The organism is Mesorhizobium sp. P2_H9 (assembly GCF_056403215.1).
On sequence record NZ_JBFUFX010000001.1, the window covers coordinates 199,625 to 213,339 of the forward strand.

Here is a 13,715-nt window from a genome sequence, read left to right on the forward strand (position 1 = left end):
TTACGCGACCTTACGAGGGAACCCCATGAAGAGCTCAATCAAAGCGCTCGCTTTGACTGCCGTATTGCCGCTGCTGTGGTTCAGCCCGGCGCAGGGAGCGACGGCTAGCGGCAACATGACGGTCCGGATCACCATCCAGGCGGAGTGCAAGGTTCAGACCGCGACCGATATGGATTTCGGCACGAAAGGTGTCATTGACGCCAATGTCGACCAGACCAGCATCATTTCAGTGCAATGCACCACCGGCACGCCCTACAATGTCGGCCTGGGCGCTGGAGCTGGCTCCGGGGCGACGATCGCCGTCCGCAAGATGACCAGCCCAGCTTCCGCGGTCATCAACTACTCGCTTTATCGCGACGCAGGGTATGCCCAGGTATGGGGCACGACCATCGGCACCGATACGGTATCCGGCACCGGCAATGGCGCCCTGCAACCGTTGACGGTCTATGGGCGGGTTCCGCCGCAATCAACGCCTGGCGCGGGTGTCTACACAGACACGGTTGCGATTACTGTCACCTACTAGCGTTCTGTCAGACTTGTGTGCTGTCAAACAAGGAGGACGCCATGCGTTCCGTGCTCAAAGGCATTGGCGCGATTGCGCTTTTGTTTCTCGCGCCTGGTCTGGCGCAAGCAGCGTCGCTTCGAGTGGCGCCGACCAACATCGAGATGATCGCGCCGGACAGCGCGGCGGCCCTGACCCTGCGCAATGAGGCCAAAAAGCCCATCAACGTTCAGATGAGAGTATTTCGCTGGACGCAACAGGATGGCATCGAACGACTTGAGCCGACCAGCGATGTCGTTGCCAGTCCCCCGGCTGCAAAGCTTGGCCCTGGGGCCAACTATCTGGTGCGGGTCGTGAGGGTATCCAAAGCACCCGTTGCCAGCGAGGAAAGCTACCGGGTGATTATCGACGAACTTCCCGATCCGTCGAGGAAGAAGGCCGGCACTGTCAGCCTGGTGTTGCGCTATTCGGTCCCAGTGTTCTTTCGCAATGCCGAGGCGGCTGCTCCAAATGTTTCCTGGAGCCTGTCGGGCAAGGGCCGCGGGCTGCTGCTGACAGCAAGAAACACCGGCCAAAGCCGCTTGAGATTGTCCGATTTGACGCTGACGCAAGGTGGTCGAAAGCTCGGCAGCCGCATCGGTCTTGTCGGCTACGTGCTCGGCGGTGCGACCATGCAATGGCCGATCGCGGGGAAGGCGCTTTTAGGCGGGGCGGTTTCGCTGTCAGCCCAGAGCGATTTTGGACCCTTCGATGCCAAAGTTGCGATCAAAGGCCAATAGGGTCGCTATCACCATTGTCGTGGCCGCATTTTCCACCATGCAGGTCAAAGCCCAGGATGTGTTGCCGGCGCCCGCGATAACGGACGTCGCAGCAGCTTCAGCCGAGAGCCGCGATCTTTATCTGGAAGTCTTCGTCAATGATGTCTCGACCGGGTTGATCGGCGCTTTCAAGCAGCTGCCGGATGGCGGCCTGGCTTCTACGCCGGAGGAATTGCGGGAGGTTGGACTGGAACCTGTCGAAAGTGCGATGGGGTCCGATCACCTGGTGCGGGTCGATCGGCTGCCAGACGTCTCCTATCGTATCGATGAAGCGACGCAACGTCTCTATGTGACGGCCACCGATGCGGCACGCTCTGCCCGCATCATCGACATTGGCCAGCAGGGAAAGCAGGACAGGCTCAAGCCGCAATCCGGCTTTGGCGGCGTGCTGAACTACTCCTTGTTCGCCAGCACCAACGATCTGAAGGATCATACCGCGCAGCTCTTTCGCGGCGTCTCAGGCGGTTTCGACGCGCGGCTTTTCAGCCCTTACGGAACGTTGAGCCAAGGCTTTATCGCCAGCCTGTCCGATGGCGATCTTGCCGGCTTCACCCGGCTGAACACGACCTGGAGCTATTCCGATCCCGAGCGGCTGCAGACCTACAAAGCGGGTGACTTCGTCTCGGGCGGGCTGGCGTGGACAAGGCCCGTGTATCTCGGCGGCTTTCAGGTCCAGCGCAATTTTTCCTTGCGTTCCGACCTGATCACCTTGCCGCTTCCAAGCTTCTCGGGAACCGCTGCCGTCCCCTCCACGCTCGAGGTCTACACACAGAATGCGCGGACCTACACCAGCGACGTCCCGGCCGGGCCGTTTCAGGTGACGAACCTGCCCGTCTTCACCGGAGCGGGCCAGGCTCAGATCGTCCTGCGCGACAGCCTCGGCCGCGAAACCACGGTGACGTTGCCGTTCTACAATTCCAGCATGCTGCTGAGGCGGGGCCTGCTCGATTTCTCCGCCGAGGTCGGCACTCCACGACGCAATTTCGGTGTCGAATCCGGTGACTATGACGGTGGCATCTACGGTTCGGCAAGCGCGCGCTACGGGTTGACCAACTGGCTGACGCTGGAAGGCCACGTCGAGGGCGGCGAAGATCTTGTGAATGGCGGCGCTGGCGTGGCGTTCCCGCTCAGCTATTTCGGCGCAGCCTCCATTGCCGCGGCAGGCAGCCGCCACGGCGGCCAGACGGGCGGGCTCGTCAACGCCTCGCTTGAGATGAGCTACAATGGATGGTCGGTCTACGGCCGCATCCAGCGCGCGCTCGGCGACTACGCGGACATCGCGTCGGTTACCGCCGACATCGACCCGATACCGGACCCGGACGAGTTCTTCAGCGCCGGCGTTCCTCGCGCGCTCGACCAGGTGACGCTGAGCGTGCCGATGCCGCTTGATTTTTCAAACCTCAACCTCTCCTACGCGCACATTAAGAGCGCCGAGGGAGACAGCAGCCAGATCGTCGGCGTTTCCTACAGCCAGACGGTGTTCAAGGACAGCAGCTTCTATGCCACTGCTTTCACCGACCTTGACGACAAAAACAGCTTTGGCGTGTTCGCGGGCATCTCCGTTCCGCTCGGCGGCGATGTCACCGCCTCGACCGGGGTCGCCGACGGTCCCGATGGCGTGTCGGTGGTCGCCGACATCGCCAAGTCCGAACGGCTGGAGAACGGCAGCATCGGCTGGCGTGCGAGGACGTCAGAGGGCGGCACGCCAAACCGCTCGGCTGCCGTCAGCTACCGTTCGCCATGGGCGCGCATGGAGGCCGGCGTCCAGCAATTCGACAAGAGCCTTCGTGGAACCCTGGGGGTCGACGGGGCAATCGCCGTCGCCGGCGGCGGCATTTTTGCGACCAACCACATCAACGACGCGTTCGCCGTTGTCGATGTCGGTGTTGCCGGCGTGGAAGTCCAGCACCAGAACAGGCCGGTCGGCGTCAGCAACCGGCAGGGGAAGATCCTGGTTCCCGATCTGAACTCCTACGAGGACAACACCATTTCCATCGATCCAAGGAACCTGCCGGTCGATGCCGATGTGCCGGAGACGCGCAAGATCGTCATGCCGGCCGATCGCAGCGGTGTCGTCCTTGATTTCGGCGTTTCAAAGGCTGCCGATGCAGCACTTGTCTCCCTGGTCGACAGCAAAGGCCTGCCGATCGCCGTCGGCGCCAAGGGCCGGGTCGAGGGCGCCGACGAGGAATTTGTGATCGGCTATGATGGCGAGGCCTATATCCGCACCCTTCACCATCAAAACGCCGTGGCCATTGAATTGCCGGATGGCGGCTCATGTCGAGCCGAATTCACCTATCGAGCGGAACCCGGCCAACAGGTGGTCATCAAGGACGTCATCTGTTTTTGAGGTAAGGACGAACAATGCGCCGTTTCGCTATGCTGCTGGCCATCTTGCTCTTGCCCACCGCTGCCTGGGCTCAAACCTGCAACTTTGCTGTATCGGCGATGAATTTCGGCTCGGTCGACACGCTTTCCGGTTCGCCAAACAATTCAACGGCCACACTCAACGTGTCCTGCAGTGGATTGTTGTTGACGCGCATCCTCATCTGTCCAAATCTGGGGACGGGCAGCGGCGGCGCGACGGGTGCGACCCGTCATATGCTGAGCGGCGCCAATACTCTCGGCTACCAGCTTTATTCGGATCCCCCGACCTCGTCAGTGGTGTGGGGCTCCTATGCGTGGCCGTCTGCGCCGACGGTGCCGGGCTTTGCGCTGGTGCTGGACGCGCTCGGCAGCGGTTCCGCCAGCCGGACCATCTATGGCACGGTATTGGGCGGACAGGCTACCGCGGTGCCGGGGACCTATCTCTCGACATTTTCGGGAATCCCCCATGTCGAGTTCCGCTATCGAGCCAGCGTCCTCAGCAACGATTGCAGCACCAGCGCAGGCTCCGTCGACAGCCCCACATTCACGATCAACGCGACCGTGGCGGCCAATTGTCTGCTGGCAATCCAGAACATCGATTTCGGATCGACCGGCATCCTGGGCGCCAATGTCGATGCGACCGGCGGGGTTACCATCACCTGCACCCCGGGGACGCCGTACACAGTGTCGCTCAACAACGGAGCGAACGGTTCGGCCCCGGCCGCGCGCAAGATGAAAAAGGGCGCGGAAACCGTAACCTACGGCCTCTACAAGGATAACGCACGCAGCCAGGTGTGGGGCGACGCAGCGACGCCAGGCAGCACGGTTGCGGGAACCGGCAGCGGTGCGGCGCAGAATCTGACCGTCTACGGCCGGGTGCCCGCGCAAACGACACCCTCGGCCGGCCTCTACACAGACACAGTCGTCGTGACCGTGACTTACTAAAGCGCGTCGACGCGCTTTAAGTCTTTGTTTTTATGCATCTCGTTGTCCCAAAGCCGCTGCACACTTTTGGGCGACATGCATTACCTCCGCACAGCAAAACGCCGCGCGCCCGAGAGGACGCGCGGCGTTTCAGGCAACGGCTTCTATCAGGGCTGGATCGGCGCGTATTTGCCGTCGTGCCACTGGTTGATGTCGTAGCTGGCGTTCTTCAAGTCGCCCTTCTCGTCGAAGGTGACCGAGCCTACGACGGTGCTGATCGGCGTGCCGTTCTTCAGCGCTTCGGCGACCTTTGCCGGGTCGTCGCTGCCGGCACGCTTGATGCCCTCGGCGAAAGCCTGGACCACGGCATAGGAGAACAGAGTGAAGCCCTCCGGCACGAAGCCGCCGGCCTTGATCTTGGCAATGGCTTCCTTGGCTTCAGGCTTGGCCTGCGGATCCGACGGGAAGACGAACATCGTGCCTTCACCGGCCGGGCCGGCAACCTGCCAGAATTCCGGCGAGGCGATCGAGTCCGGCATGATCAGCTGGAACTTGACGCTCTGTTCCGCCGACTGGCGCAGGATCAGGCCGGCCTCCGGATGGTAGCCGCCGAAATAGACGACATCGGCCTTGAGGTCCTTCAGCTTGGTGACGAGAGCCGAATAGTCCTTGTCGCCGGCATTGATGCCTTCGTAGAGAACCTCGTTGAGGCCACCGGCATTCATCGTCGCCTTGACGGCATCGGCCACGCCCTGCCCGTAGGCGCTCTTGTCATGCAGGATGACGACGTTCTTGCCGGCATATTTCTTGGCGATCCAGGGGCCGATGAAAGCGCCCTGCGCATCGTCGCGCGTATAGAGGCGCATGATGGTCGGCCAGCCGGCCTTCGCCGCTGCATCGGTCAGCACCGGGTTGGAAGAGGCCGGGCTCATCATCAGCGCGCCGGCTTCGGCATAGACGGCGGAAGCCGGAATGCTTGAGCCCGAGCAGGCGTGACCGTCGATGAACTTGGTGCCGTTGGCGACAATACGGTTGGCTACCGACACCGCCTGCTTGGGATCGCACTGGTCGTCCTGGACGTCGAGCTTGATCTGGCGGCCTTCGACACCGCCGGCGGCGTTGATTGCGTCGACGGCCGCTTGTGCGCCTTGCTTGAACTGATCGCCAATGGTGGCCAGCTGACCAGTCATCGGCCCGACCACCGAAACGGTGATGTCGTCGGCGAAAGCGATCGGTGCGCTCATCATCAGGCCGACTATGGCCGCGTTCAAAATACTCAATTTTTTCATGGTGATCCTCCCACTCTCGCGCAGCCGTTCCGGCCGCGCTTCTTTCAGAAGGCGGGACAATTTCATCCTTCACCGGATATGTCTTGGCGCATCGGCGGCGCGCGATTGGGCCTGCAATGTCTAGCCTTGACCATGCTCGGTGATTTGTACGGCCTGGAAAGCAAAAAGCCGCGCCAGCCTTGTTTCGGCCGGTCGCGGCTTTTTGCCGATCGAGCTGTCCCCAAACGCCCCCGCGCCCGAAACCCGATCGCTTCCCTGTTTTTCGCGCGGCTTGGCCGTATGAGGCCTGCCTCGTTCTTGGTCTTGATAGCGCAGCCGTCTTCACGCGGCCTTGTCCCTGGTGGGCGGCCGTCTTCTCGCGGCCTTGACCCAAAGTGTTCCCGCCCTTGATCCCAGTCCCCTTGCAGGGGACCCAGAAACTCAGTGCATGGTCATCCATTCGCGGGCTTCGCGCAGCGCCCTGGCGATCTCGACCTTCGACATGGCGGCCGACAGTTCCGAGCGCAGTTCCGCGGCGCGGGCCGAGCCCTTGATGGCGGCAATGTTGAACCATTTGTGGGCGGCGACGACGTCGGTCTCGCAATCGCGGCCGGTCGCATACATCATGCCCAGTTCGAAAAGAATGTCGGCCTGGGCAGTTGCCCCCATGGCGCCGAAGCCGGCTTCAAGCATTTCAAAACGTGCCATTTTAGTCCCCTGTTCTGGCTCCCGAGAGCTGCTTCCTTCTGCCCCTCGGTATCCCTTGGGCGGCTGCTCTTCCGATGCTTCCGAGAATGCAGCGGAGGCTTGAATCCGTCGTTAAATGGCGTGCTTAATTTGAGGAAAACAAAGCTAAAACAAGAGGTAAACGCGGAAATTCGTTAAGGATACAAAGCCAGCAATCGCGCCGCTTCGTGCCAAATTTGACGAAAATTTGTGAGGCGCGGGTCAAGACTCCGCTAACCACGGCAGACAAAGGCAGCAGGCGGAACGTTTCATTTCTGCTGCGACGAGAGCGGTTTGGGCGGCGTGAGAAATCCTGAAAGCTTCCGTGGCGGCACCGCTTTTGTTTTGCCTGGAGGTGGATTAGCTTACGTTTGCGTAAGGGGCGGAGGAGCACCCCCGGACCCAACAGGGAGGACAGATATGTTTCGAAGAGTGAGCTTGGCCCTCGCGGCCACAGTGATGATGGCCGGGGCGGCATGGGCCGACCCGATCGAAGGCAACTGGAAGACGCAGGCCGGTTCGACGGCGGAGATCGCCGGCAGCAGTGCGTTTTCAATCACGCTCAAGTCCGGCAAACATGCCGGCAAGAACATCGGTTCGTTCAAGGCAGCAGGCGCCAACAAATACACCGGCACCATAACCGACCCGGACACCGACAAGACCTATTCCGGCAAGGCGACGCTTTCAGGCACCTCGCTCAAGATGAGTGGCTGCGTGCTCGGTGGCCTGATCTGCAAGAGCCAGACCTGGCACAAGCTCTGATTGTCAGCATTTCCACTGAATGAGGACGGGGCCTTCAGAGGCCCCGTTTTCGTTTCACCGACGACAGTCCCACACGGCTGGACCTGGCGTCGCTCGCGGCATCGAAACCGGGACCGGTTGCGCCGCCAAAACATCGTCAATCAATTTGAACCGCAGATGAACGCCGGCATCAGAGCCGGTTCAGTTGCATCAGGGCATTCTCATGCGTGTTGAAGGAGACACCACGCAATGCTCGCCCGCCGCTTCACCATCGTCTGCCTGCTGATGAGCCTGTTTGGAATGTTCTTCGCCATCCTCGTCGCCGAGGCCGGCCGTCCGGCTCGCTCCTGGGATGTAGCCAGTTCCAATTCCTGCCGGTTCGGTTGCCCGAGCCACCTGCGCAACTGAACCATTTTCGCCCCTGAAACGACAAAGACCTAGAGAGAGAAAAAAGCAAAAGCCATGAACCGGATCGCCGCCAACGCCATGAAGACCCTTCGGCTCCTGCCGCGGGCGGCGCTCATCCTGACGGTGCTTTCAGCCCCCGTTCTGGCCGTGCCGACGATGCGCTCCAATGCCGACACCACGATCGAAGCGCCGGCACAGAAGAACCACGGCGTTGGCTTCGTGCTGCTGGTCAGCCTGCAACGCGGATAAGTGTCCTTGTCATAGTGCATGTCGTTCTCCCAAACCCGCCGCGGACATGGGATCAGAAAAAGAAAAACGACGCTTTGGCCGGGTTCGGCCACCACACCCCTCCCAACCGCACATCCAAGTCTCTATATTGAGCCATGGAAAAGCGAATCTATCCCCAAGCCATCGAATCGGTCGTCATGCCGGAGCCTTTTGGGCGGCAAAGCTTCACTGACGCCAAAAAAGCTGTCGCGGCGCTGCAGGTCCTTTACGACCGCAACACCAAGTTCCTGCGCGACTCGTTTGCGGCGCTGGCCGAAAGCGGCGACAGTAGCAAGCGCTACCGCGCCTTCTATCCGGAGATCGGCGTCACCACGAACTCGTTCACACAGATCGACTCACGGCAGGCCTATGGCCATATGCCGACGCCGGGGCATTTCTCCACCACCATCACCCAGCCGGCTTTGTTCGAAAGCTATCTCACCGAACAGCTGCGCCTAATCATGCGCAACCACGGCGTTCCGGTCACGGTCTCGGAATCGACCACGCCGATCCCGTTGCATTTTGCCTTCCTCGAAGGCACCCATGTCGACGGCGCGGCTGCCGAGCGCATCAAGCGGCCGATCCGTGACCTGTTCGACGTGCCGGATCTCGACGGCACCGACGACCAGATCGCCAATGGCACGTTCGAAGTGGCTTTTGGCGAGCCAAGGCCGCTGGCGCCGTTCACGGCGCAACGCATCGACTATTCGCTGCACCGGCTGTCGCATTATACGGCGACGACGCCGCAACATTTCCAGAACTTCGTGCTGTTCACCAACTACCAGTTCTATATCGACGAATTCGTCGCCCGCGCCCGCGAGCTGATGGCCAAGGGCGGCGACGGCTATGCCGAATTCGTCGAGCCGGGCAACGTCATCACCAAGGCCGGACAAAGCGCGCCCAGCGAAGGCGTGGCGGCGGCGCGCCTGCCGCAGATGCCGGCCTATCATCTGAAGAAGCCGAACCATGGCGGCATCACTATGGTCAATATCGGCGTCGGTCCTTCCAACGCCAAGACGATCACCGACCATATCGCCGTGCTGCGGCCGCATGCCTGGCTGATGCTCGGCCACTGCGCCGGCCTGCGCAACACCCAGGCGCTCGGCGACTATGTTCTGGCGCATGCCTATGTCCGGGAAGACCATGTTCTCGACGACGACCTGCCGGTCTGGGTGCCGATCCCACCGCTGGCCGAGATCCAGGTGGCGCTGCAGGAAGCGGTCGCCGAGGTCACCGGCCTGTCCGGCTACGATCTCAAGCGCATCATGCGCACCGGCACCGTCGCCACCATCGACAACCGCAACTGGGAACTGCGCGACCAGCGCGGGCCGGTGCAGCGGCTGTCGCAGTCACGCGCCATCGCCCTCGACATGGAATCGGCGACCATCGCCGCCAATGGCTTCCGCTTCCGGGTGCCTTACGGCACGCTGCTGTGCGTCTCAGACAAGCCCTTGCATGGCGAACTGAAATTGCCGGGCATGGCGACCGAATTCTACAAGCGGCAGGTGGCGCAGCATCTGACCATCGGCATCAGGGCGATGGAAAAGCTCGCCGAAATGCCGATGGAGCGGCTACACTCGCGCAAGCTCAGAAGTTTTTCGGAGACGGCGTTCCAGTAGAACAAGGGACATTTCGTCATCTTGATTGAGCCGCATTTCTGCCGATAACGACACAAGATGGCACGGACCCGGAACATGGCGATATCGCTGGCATTCATCGCAATGCTCGCCTGCTCGGTCGCGCTGGTGGCCGGGTTTTTCGGCTTCCTGCACCCGGCCTTCGATTCCTTCGCGCATTTTCGCGTCCATCTGGCGGTGCTGATGGCGCTTTGCGCGCTGCCGCTGCTCGCCACCTCGTTTCGCCTGCAGGCGGCTGTAGCCCTGCTGTTTGCCGTGGCCGCCTTCGTCACCACGTCGAACGCCTTGCCGCGGCTGTGGCCGGTCCAGGCGGCTTTCGAAGCCGCGCCGGGCGACCAGATGGTCTACCGTCTGCTGCAGATGAATTTGCGCTTCGACAATCCGACGCCGAAAAAGGTGCTGTCGCTGATCGGCCGGACCAATCCCGACGTGATCACCCTCGACGAGGTGTCGGAGATGTGGACGACCGAGCTTGGCTATATCACCAGCGCGTACCCGTACCGGATCCTGTGCCCCTACCCCAACGGCGTGTTCGGCGTCGCCCTCTTGTCCAGGCGGCCGTTTGCCGCCGGCACCGAGCCGTTTTGCGAGCGGCGCGGTGCGATGGCCATCGCCAAGGTCGATTTCGGCGGCATCGGCGTCGATGTCGCGGCCATCCATCTCAGCTGGCCATGGCCGCGCGAGCAGGCCTGGCAGATCGGCGAATTGTCGGAGCCGCTGGCCTCGCTCGGCGAGACGGCGATCATGGCGGGCGACTGCAATGCGGCGCCATGGAGCGCGGCGGTGCGGCGCGTCGCATCGCTTGGCCAGCTGACCGTCATGCCGTCGGCGGGGCCGACCTGGATCTACATCAAGCTGCCGGATTTCCTGCGGCGCTTCGTCGGGCTGCCGATCGACCAGGTGTTCAGCAAGGGCGCGGTTGTCATCCATTCAGCCGCGAGGCTGGAGGAAACCGGCTCCGACCACCTGCCGGTGTTGGTGGAATTCTCACTGCGGTCGAACGCGCAAAAGCCTGATGACGAGGACGAAACCGCGACCGTCTCGCTGACATTGCCCGGCCGGACGCGCGGCTGAGGTGCGTCGCATTGGGCCTTAAGTCTTCGTTCTATGCATGTCGTTTTCCCAAAACCGCCGCGCACTTTCCGGCGAAATGCATTGCATTGACCTGCGGCAAATATTTAGGAAGTTGACAGGATCGGCAGCGGGGAATGCACCATGCGCATCAAGCAAAGAGCGAATTTGCTAGGCCTGTGTTCGATGGCCATCTTTCTGCTCGCATCGATCGTGTCATCAAGCGCGGAATCCTATTCCAAACTGCAAAGCGACGGATACAAGACGAGCAAGCTGACGCACGGTGCACCGGGCTCGCTGGGCTGGATCGTCTCCAATGGCGAGAAGAAATTCTTCTGTCGGATGCGGGTCGCGCATGCCTATGTAGGCAAGACTGGCATGGTGGCCATTACCTCTTCAGGCCGGCAGATCGGTTTGAACCGGAAAGTGTATGAAAAATATGCCGGCGGATTCGATCAATCCGCCCCACAACTTTCCGACTTGAAGGCTGGCAGACCCAACGCGCGCGATGTCGGCAATTGCAGCCCGGCGAAATGAGCCGAGCGCCCGTTTACCAGCCCACCAAAGCATTGATGAGGTGCTCGACATGGCCGCCGTCGCGATGCTCGCGCACGTCGAAAGCCACCTGCTTCGCCTCATACTGAGCATAGACGGCGGCGATACGCCGCCGTGCCTCGTTGCGTGTCCTGTTGCAGAATGGATCGCCGGCAAATTTCAGGCCGCGAACCGATTTCTCGCTGGCCCGCATCATCTCCCTGGCGATGCGGCCATGGCTCTCTTCATGGGCGCGAACGCCAGCAAAAAACCGATCCCAGCGCCTCTGCAGCGCCGGCGTCGCGGTCGAGGCGACGTGAGGAAAAGTGTAGGTGAGATTGAGCGTTCCATTGGCCTGGCGCAGTTGGCAGGCGCCGTTGCTGTGGCTGACGTCGAAGTCCCAATCCACAGTGTAGGCGGTCTGCGCGATGGCGCGGGTCATGAAGCCGTGCTTCGGACCCCTGCGGTCCATGGCCACGACCAGCCCGGCACCCGTGGTTCCGGTGATGTCGTACGTCCGTGTTTTGACCAGCACCTTCGTGCCGGCGGAGGCTGCCGGCGCCAAGCCACATGCGGCGCCGATCGCTACAAGGCACGTCAGAACTGCCAGTCGCATGGTCGTCTCTCCGTGTCGGCAGAGAAAGAAACACATGAAGGCGGCAGTTTCAACAGTCCTGGTGTCTCACATGCCCTGATAGACCGGGCCTTCGCCGCCCTGCGGCGGTACCCAGTTGATGTTCTGGTTCGGATCCTTGATGTCGCAGGTCTTGCAGTGGACGCAATTCTGCGCGTTGATGACGAAGCGCACATCCTTGGCCTCGGGGTCGGCGGCGGCGTTGCCGTCCTTGTCGACCCATTCGTAGACGCCGGCCGGGCAATAGCGCGTCGACGGCCCGGCAAAGACATCATGCTCGGAGCGCTGCTGCAGGGCCATATCGCCGACCAGCAGATGCACCGGCTCGTTTTCCTCGTGGTTGGTGTTGGACAGGAACACCGAGGACAGCCGGTCAAAAGTCAGCACGCCGTCCGGCTTGGGATACACGATCTTCTCGTGCTTGGCGGCCGGCTCCAGCGTCGCATAGTCGGCCTTGCCGTGCTTCAGCGTGCCGAACGGCGAGAAGCCGAACAGCGTGTTCAGCCACATGTCGAGGCCGCCAATGCCGACGCCGATGATGGTGCCGAAGCGCGACCATAGCGGCTTGACGTTGCGCACCTTCTTCAGGTCCTTGCCGATGTCGGTCGCCCGCCACGCCGCTTCGTAAGAAGCCAACTCGTCATTGGCGCGCCCGGCGCCGATTGCCTGGGCAACATGCTCGGCCGCCAGCATTCCCGACAGCACGGCATTGTGCGAACCCTTGATGCGCGGCACGTTGACGAAGCCGGCGGCGCAACCCATCAGCGCACCGCCGGGGAAGGAGAGTTTCGGCACCGATTGCCAGCCGCCTTCGGTGATGGCGCGCGCGCCATAGCCCAGCCGCTTGGCGCCGGCGAAGGTGCCGGCGATTGCCGGATGGGTCTTGAAGCGCTGGAACTCCTCGAATGGCGACAGCCAGGGGTTCTTGTAGTTGAGGTGGAGGACGAAACCGACCGCCACCTGATTGTCCTCGAGATGATAGAGGAACGAGCCGCCGCCGGTCTTCATGTCGAGCGGCCAGCCGAAGGAATGCTGCACCAGGCCTGGCTTGTGGTTCTCCGGCTTGACCTGCCAGAGCTCCTTGAGGCCGATGCCGTATTTGCCGGGCTCGCGGCCGTCGGAAAGCTTGTATTTGGCGATCAGCTGCTTGGCGAGCGAGCCGCGTGCACCTTCGCCGATCAGCACATATTTGCCCATCAGCGCCATGCCCGGCGCAAAGCCTGGACCGTGCGAACCGTCCTTCTCGACACCCATGTCGCCGGTGACGACACCGGTGACAGCGCCGGCCTCGTTGTAGAGCAGGCCGACCGCGGCAAAGCCCGGATAGATCTCGACGCCGAGCGCCTCGGCCTTGGTCGCCAGCCAGCGGCAGACATTGCCGAGCGAGACGATGTAGTTGCCGTGATTGTTCATCAACGGCGGCATCAGGAAATTGGGCAGACGGAATGAGCCGGCAGGCCCGAGCACCAGGAAATGGTCGTCGGTGACCGGCGTCTTGAAGGGATGTCCCTCGTCCTCGCGCCAGCCCGGCAACAGCCGGTCGATGCCGATCGGATCGACGACGGCGCCGGACAGGATGTGGGCGCCAACCTCGCCACCCTTTTCCAGCACGACGACGGAAAGCTCGGGGTTGACCTGCTTGAGACGGATCGCTGCGGCCAGCCCCGCCGGGCCGGCGCCGACGATGACCACGTCGAATTCCATGCTTTCGCGTTCGATATCGCTCATCAACCCCTCCGCGCTGGCTTACTGCACTGACGCATCTTGCTGGCTCATGCGCTGCATAGCGCATCAATCCGCGACAGGAAACCGGCGCGG

At 62.0% G+C, this 13,715-nt stretch carries 14 protein-coding genes; 10 read left to right on the forward strand and 4 right to left on the reverse strand.

The genetic code is table 11. From position 1 onward, the window contains the following. The first annotated feature begins 25 nt into the window (after window positions 1-25). From AC1DXN_RS01060 to AC1DXN_RS01075, 4 genes are read left to right on the forward strand one after another with little or no spacing between them, the layout of a single operon-like run. The gene (locus tag AC1DXN_RS01060; RefSeq protein WP_477243856.1) at window positions 26-523 is read left to right on the forward strand and encodes a Csu type fimbrial protein; all 498 of its coding nucleotides are present in this window, start codon (window positions 26-28) and stop codon (window positions 521-523) included. A 41-nt stretch (window positions 524-564) separates the two neighbouring features. Next, entirely contained in the window at window positions 565-1,281 is a 717-nt protein-coding gene (locus AC1DXN_RS01065) for a fimbrial biogenesis chaperone (protein ID WP_477272093.1), read from the forward strand. Next, a complete protein-coding gene (locus tag AC1DXN_RS01070) occupies window positions 1,253-3,670 on the forward strand; it encodes a fimbria/pilus outer membrane usher protein (protein ID WP_477272091.1) in 2,418 nt (805 codons plus the stop codon). The genes AC1DXN_RS01065 and AC1DXN_RS01070 overlap by 29 nt, the downstream gene beginning before the upstream one ends. Before the next feature lie 14 nt (window positions 3,671-3,684). Continuing rightward, complete coding sequence (locus tag AC1DXN_RS01075; RefSeq protein WP_477272089.1) at window positions 3,685-4,632, forward strand: Csu type fimbrial protein; 948 nt, start codon at window positions 3,685-3,687, stop codon at window positions 4,630-4,632. Window positions 4,633-4,778: 146 nt separating this feature from the next. Here the strand turns inward: AC1DXN_RS01075 and AC1DXN_RS01080 are convergent, their stop codons facing one another. Then, on the reverse strand, window positions 4,779-5,900 hold the full coding sequence (locus tag AC1DXN_RS01080; protein ID WP_477243850.1) for a branched-chain amino acid ABC transporter substrate-binding protein: 1,122 nt from the start codon (window positions 5,898-5,900) through the stop codon (window positions 4,779-4,781). A 420-nt stretch (window positions 5,901-6,320) separates the two neighbouring features. Beyond that, a complete protein-coding gene (locus tag AC1DXN_RS01085) occupies window positions 6,321-6,587 on the reverse strand; it encodes an SEL1-like repeat protein (RefSeq protein WP_115145099.1) in 267 nt (88 codons plus the stop codon). Between the two features lie 438 nt (window positions 6,588-7,025). Here AC1DXN_RS01085 and AC1DXN_RS01090 point away from each other — a divergent pair, with 438 nt between their 5' ends. From AC1DXN_RS01090 to AC1DXN_RS01115, 6 genes are all read left to right on the forward strand, one after another. Then, window positions 7,026-7,367, forward strand: a complete 342-nt coding sequence (locus AC1DXN_RS01090) for a DUF2147 domain-containing protein (RefSeq protein ID WP_477243847.1) — start codon at window positions 7,026-7,028, stop codon at window positions 7,365-7,367. Window positions 7,368-7,595: 228 nt separating this feature from the next. Beyond that, on the forward strand, window positions 7,596-7,754 hold the full coding sequence (locus tag AC1DXN_RS01095; protein WP_477243845.1) for a hypothetical protein: 159 nt from the start codon (window positions 7,596-7,598) through the stop codon (window positions 7,752-7,754). Window positions 7,755-7,808: 54 nt separating this feature from the next. After that, window positions 7,809-8,003, forward strand: a complete 195-nt coding sequence (locus AC1DXN_RS01100) for a hypothetical protein (RefSeq protein WP_477243843.1) — start codon at window positions 7,809-7,811, stop codon at window positions 8,001-8,003. Window positions 8,004-8,179: 176 nt separating this feature from the next. Next, window positions 8,180-9,640, forward strand: a complete 1,461-nt coding sequence (locus tag AC1DXN_RS01105; RefSeq protein WP_477244034.1) for an AMP nucleosidase — start codon at window positions 8,180-8,182, stop codon at window positions 9,638-9,640. 75 nt (window positions 9,641-9,715) lie between these two features. Then, entirely contained in the window at window positions 9,716-10,732 is a 1,017-nt protein-coding gene (locus tag AC1DXN_RS01110; protein ID WP_477272087.1) for an endonuclease/exonuclease/phosphatase family protein, read from the forward strand. 141 nt (window positions 10,733-10,873) lie between these two features. Further along, window positions 10,874-11,266, forward strand: a complete 393-nt coding sequence (locus tag AC1DXN_RS01115) for a hypothetical protein (RefSeq protein WP_477272085.1) — start codon at window positions 10,874-10,876, stop codon at window positions 11,264-11,266. A gap of 13 nt (window positions 11,267-11,279) precedes the next feature. On the opposite strand, the gene AC1DXN_RS01120 is transcribed toward AC1DXN_RS01115, so the two are convergent. Continuing rightward, a complete protein-coding gene (locus tag AC1DXN_RS01120; protein ID WP_477272083.1) occupies window positions 11,280-11,879 on the reverse strand; it encodes a DUF922 domain-containing Zn-dependent protease in 600 nt (199 codons plus the stop codon). Between the two features lie 66 nt (window positions 11,880-11,945). Next, window positions 11,946-13,625, reverse strand: coding sequence for an electron transfer flavoprotein-ubiquinone oxidoreductase (locus AC1DXN_RS01125; protein ID WP_477272081.1), 1,680 nt, complete (start codon window positions 13,623-13,625; stop codon window positions 11,946-11,948). Between the last annotated feature and the right edge of the window lie 90 nt (window positions 13,626-13,715).

Excerpts from the sequence above, each read along its gene's own strand:
- AC1DXN_RS01115 (WP_477272085.1), top strand. The coding sequence starts at position 10,874 with ATGCGCATCAAGCAAAGAGCGAATTTGCTAGGCCTGTGTTCGATGGCC.
- AC1DXN_RS01065 (WP_477272093.1), top strand. The coding sequence starts at position 565 with ATGCGTTCCGTGCTCAAAGGCATTGGCGCGATTGCGCTTTTGTTTCTC.
- AC1DXN_RS01075 (WP_477272089.1), top strand. The coding sequence starts at position 3,685 with ATGCGCCGTTTCGCTATGCTGCTGGCCATCTTGCTCTTGCCCACCGCT.
- AC1DXN_RS01060 (WP_477243856.1), top strand. The coding sequence starts at position 26 with ATGAAGAGCTCAATCAAAGCGCTCGCTTTGACTGCCGTATTGCCGCTG.
- AC1DXN_RS01080 (WP_477243850.1), bottom strand. The coding sequence starts at position 5,900 with ATGAAAAAATTGAGTATTTTGAACGCGGCCATAGTCGGCCTGATGATG.
- AC1DXN_RS01105 (WP_477244034.1), top strand. The coding sequence starts at position 8,180 with ATGCCGGAGCCTTTTGGGCGGCAAAGCTTCACTGACGCCAAAAAAGCT.
- AC1DXN_RS01120 (WP_477272083.1), bottom strand. The coding sequence starts at position 11,879 with ATGCGACTGGCAGTTCTGACGTGCCTTGTAGCGATCGGCGCCGCATGT.
- AC1DXN_RS01125 (WP_477272081.1), bottom strand. The coding sequence starts at position 13,625 with ATGAGCGATATCGAACGCGAAAGCATGGAATTCGACGTGGTCATCGTC.
- AC1DXN_RS01090 (WP_477243847.1), top strand. The coding sequence starts at position 7,026 with ATGTTTCGAAGAGTGAGCTTGGCCCTCGCGGCCACAGTGATGATGGCC.
- AC1DXN_RS01095 (WP_477243845.1), top strand. The coding sequence starts at position 7,596 with ATGCTCGCCCGCCGCTTCACCATCGTCTGCCTGCTGATGAGCCTGTTT.
- AC1DXN_RS01085 (WP_115145099.1), bottom strand. The coding sequence starts at position 6,587 with ATGGCACGTTTTGAAATGCTTGAAGCCGGCTTCGGCGCCATGGGGGCA.
- AC1DXN_RS01110 (WP_477272087.1), top strand. The coding sequence starts at position 9,716 with ATGGCGATATCGCTGGCATTCATCGCAATGCTCGCCTGCTCGGTCGCG.
- AC1DXN_RS01070 (WP_477272091.1), top strand. The coding sequence starts at position 1,253 with ATGCCAAAGTTGCGATCAAAGGCCAATAGGGTCGCTATCACCATTGTC.
- AC1DXN_RS01100 (WP_477243843.1), top strand. The coding sequence starts at position 7,809 with ATGAACCGGATCGCCGCCAACGCCATGAAGACCCTTCGGCTCCTGCCG.